The organism is Lishizhenia sp. (assembly GCF_033720595.1).
GTDB lineage: Bacteria > Bacteroidota > Bacteroidia > Flavobacteriales_D > Crocinitomicaceae > Lishizhenia.
Genome location: NZ_JAWWCF010000235.1, coordinates 1 through 3,768, shown reverse-complemented (window position 1 = coordinate 3,768; position 3,768 = coordinate 1). Strand labels below are relative to the sequence as shown.

Annotated in this window: 4 protein-coding genes; all 4 read right to left on the bottom strand. The window is 36.0% G+C overall.

Features of this window, described 5'->3' with window-relative positions; translation table 11 throughout:
- A partial coding sequence (locus R3333_RS13140; RefSeq protein ID WP_318959229.1) for a DEAD/DEAH box helicase family protein occupies nucleotides 1-1,070 on the bottom strand: 1,070 nt, incomplete at its 3' end.
- A gap of 46 nt (nucleotides 1,071-1,116) precedes the next feature.
- The gene (locus R3333_RS13135) at nucleotides 1,117-2,193 is read right to left on the bottom strand and encodes a DUF4249 family protein (protein WP_318959228.1); all 1,077 of its coding nucleotides are present in this window, start codon (nucleotides 2,191-2,193) and stop codon (nucleotides 1,117-1,119) included.
- 86 nt (nucleotides 2,194-2,279) lie between these two features.
- Nucleotides 2,280-3,344 carry a VOC family protein gene (locus tag R3333_RS13130; RefSeq protein ID WP_318959227.1) on the bottom strand — a complete coding sequence of 355 codons (1,065 nt, stop codon included), beginning with the start codon at nucleotides 3,342-3,344 and terminating at the stop codon, nucleotides 2,280-2,282.
- 60 nt (nucleotides 3,345-3,404) lie between these two features.
- On the bottom strand, nucleotides 3,405-3,768 hold a 364-nt coding region (locus R3333_RS13125; RefSeq protein ID WP_318959226.1), incomplete at its 5' end, for a hypothetical protein.

The following is a 3,768-nucleotide window of genomic DNA, read 5'->3' as shown; positions in this document are numbered from 1 at the left end:
GCCGAAAGTCTGTTGATCAATTGTGTGGATAAAGCAATTTCTGGAAGAAAGAATAGAACTTGTTTACCTGCATCCAAGTGCTCTTGTATAATTTCTACGAAAATTTCTGTTTTACCAGAACCTGTTACACCGTGTAGTAAACATACATCCTTCTCTTCAAAAGATGTTCTTACTTCGTCTAACGCATGTTGCTGATCTTCAGAAAGTGCTTTGCGTTGCTTGGTTTCGTCATCAGCTTCTCCCAAACGAGATATTTCCAAGCGGTCACTAAAAAGTACACCGTTTTTTTCTAAAGTATTTAAAGATGAAACAGATGCTCCCTCGCTTTCCAAACGTTTACGTAAAATAAACTCAGATTTATTTCCTTTTAATCCACCCAGCTTTAAATAAGTCAGCATGGCTTGGAGCTGTTTCTCTTTTCCTTTGCTATCGGATAATTTTTGGAGAAAGTCTTCCAACTTTTCTTGTTGAGAATATTCATCCGTGAGTCGAATAAACAAAGCTGTTTTAGGAGTGAATTTATGACGTAACTCTTCCTTGGTTAATAAAACTTTATATCCAATTAATTTATTAATAATGGGTTGTATCGTTTTTATACCTACGATTTCAGAAATCTCTTTTAAGTCAAGTTCTTCCTGAATTTCAAGTGCTTCGTAAATTTGATATTCTCTATCGTCTAAGCGATCAAGTATGTTCTTGTTGAATTCTGGGTGTAGAATGATCTTTGTTTCACTGGCCAACTTAAAGTTAGAAGGTAATGCTGCGTTCATTACATCGCCTAAAGGAGCCATGTAATAATCAGAAATCCAGTTCCAAAGTTTAAATTGATTCCCCGTTATGATAGGGTTTTCATCCAATACATGCTCAATGTACTTTGCCTGATAACTGGGTACATCTTCGTGTACTTTAGTAATTAAACCTGTGAATAATTTAGCTTTTCCAAAAGGAACAACTACGCGAATCCCTGGTTTTACATGTTCGTTCAGCTCAAAGGGAACCCTGTAAGTAAACGACTTGTTTAGGGCCAAGGGAAGTAAAACTTCTACAAAAAATGTCTTTCTTTCTGCCACCCGATAAAGATAGAAAAAAGGAAAGTTCTACAATTCTTGTTCAGCTTTAATTACAGTAGAAACTATAGTTTTGGTCATTAATGAAATCACTACAGAAAAGTAGAGGAGAGGTAATTGCTCCTTGACACAATTCACGCGTAGAGTTTACAGATAAAATTCTTGAATTTGGAGAAAATCCACCAAAAGCAGTACGCGTTATTGAATTGGTCATTCTAGAAGTAAATATTCCTAGCGCACCTTCTAAATTTGTATATGTAGGTTGGTTTTGCGCCAACTGAGTGGTGGGTTGATTTACTAAGATATAATTGTATAAATCCTCTGATCCTCCGATTACCTGAAAACGCATAGAGTGAAGTGTTCTTTTGGTAACATCACTATCTGCAGCAATACTATTTTTAAGGAATTCGTAGAAGCTAATACCATTTACATTGAAGTTACCGATGGTTGGACTTTCTGGGTTGGCTTCACCAATTTTCCATTCTAAAGTATGTTGTGTACTACCAGCAGCGGTAAATTCGTTGTAGGTAATGTAAACTCTGTAATCATACATTACTGCATTTTGTCCTTGCGAGTATTTGAAAGCTTCATTTTTATAATCACCATTGTCTTCAACATTTGCTTCCGCGAAGTTTAATTGAGAAGTGATTTTTGGATCAAGAACTTCTATTTCTGATACCAATTCTGTAGAAGCTGTAACAATATGATCACCGTTGTTTAGATTTAAGTCTAAATCTATTCTTGCACTTGGGTTAAGTTTATTATTGGCAGGTGTTTTAAAGTAGTATAACTTCTGATTCGGGGCATAAAATATACCTTCTTCTTTGTTGGTGATAACAGTGTCCTTTAAGGTAAACTCTCGCACTAAATTTCCGTTTACAAATTCACCAACGGTTCCTTCAACAGATTCAAAATAGGTTGAATCAGGTACTTGGGCAAACTCTAAAGCGTTACCATCACCCAAAAAGGTCTTGTTTATTTTAACAAAGTGTATGGTGTCATTTGCATCTATAATAGCATGAATAATTGGAGTTTCTACGTATTCTCCGTTTACGCAAAATTCTGTACTACATGAAAAAAGCAGGAGTCCACTTAAAAGTGAGAAAAAGAAAGAAAATTGTTTCATGTTTTATAGTTTGGGGGTAAAGTTAAATGAAAATTGACCAAATGGTGAACCATTCAGTCAATTCTCAGTACTTGTCAATCAATGTATTATTTAACGCGGTTCAATCCCATGGCTTTTAACATCCATTTAGGAAGGTGTTTTTCCGGGTTTCTATTTTTTAGGTTTATGTACCAACCTAATTTTTGCGCTACAGGAACTTTATGTGTTTCTACAAATTCAATTAAGGTACCATCTTGATCTTCGATGTAAGAGAATCTACCTCCAGCTTCTCCCATATCAAAAGTTTCACCAGTATCTATGGTAAATGGGAAACCTGCTTGGGCACATTCTTCTTTTAATTTTTCCATGCGTTGAACATCGAAACAAAGGTGAATGAATCCCCAATCTCCCCAATATCTGTTCTCAAATATTTTTCTACAGTCTGTTCTTTCTATAGCTTGTACCAATTCAATTTTGGTTGGTCCTAGAAGTTGAGCGAAGGGCCCTTTTCTCATTTGAGGGTGAGAAAGTAAAACACGTCTTACTTTTTTATCACCTTGTGGAAGTTCTGAAAAACAGTCGGCTACTTCGGTAACGTCATATTCAACTTTAGAATACCCTAAGACGTCTGCGTATAATTTAAGTGCTTTGTCGATATCACTAACACCTATCATAGATCCAGCTACACCACCGGTTTTACCCGCAAACTTAGTTTTAGAGAAAACTACATTTTCTTGTACTACGTTAAAGATATTTCCGTTAGGATCTTCTACAAAGAAATGTGGCTCACCGTGAGGAGTTGTTTTAAGGTCACCCAAAACTTTCGCACCTTCTTTTTTCATGTAGTCGTAAGATGCTTTTACATCTCTTGATTTTATTCTACAGATGTACAATCCGTAATCACCAAGTTGAATAGGGAAGTCTGATTTTTCTGTGTTACGAGAAGTGAATTGCCAGATTTCGAATCCTCCACCACCTTCCATAGAAAGTGCCAGTGTAGCTGTTCTTTTTTGAACTACGCCTCCTGTATAAGGTGTCATTAAAGGAGCTTCTGCCGCTTCTTCAAATACTTTTACATCTACACCGAAAAATTTTCGATACCATTTCCAAATCTCTTCAACATTAGGTACTCCTATACCCATTTGCTGAATACCACTTATAATCTTTCCCATACCTTAAATTTGATGGGTAAAATTAATATTCTAATTAAAATATACAGGTATTTTCTTCAATTAACGAATGGCTCTATCGTTGAATATTACATATCCAAAACTCAATTGCACACTCCAAGGCTTTTCTTGAACAGGAAAGTAATTGGTGGTGAACCTTACAGGACCAATGGGACTGTTGTAAATGATAGATCCGGCAGCCATGATTTTTGTCTCTCCCCAGTTTTTATAGAAAAAGCTTCCATCATCCAATCTATTTATTTCCTTGATGGGTTGGAAAATGTACGGATCTATACGTACGTCCAAGGCATTATTTAAGGTCCATATTAAATTCATACCTCCTCCCACAAACTGGGCGGCACGATAATCAGTAAAAAAGTAAGTTTTTGAGTCAGGTAGAGGAGAGTAACTCGGTGTACTTAATATG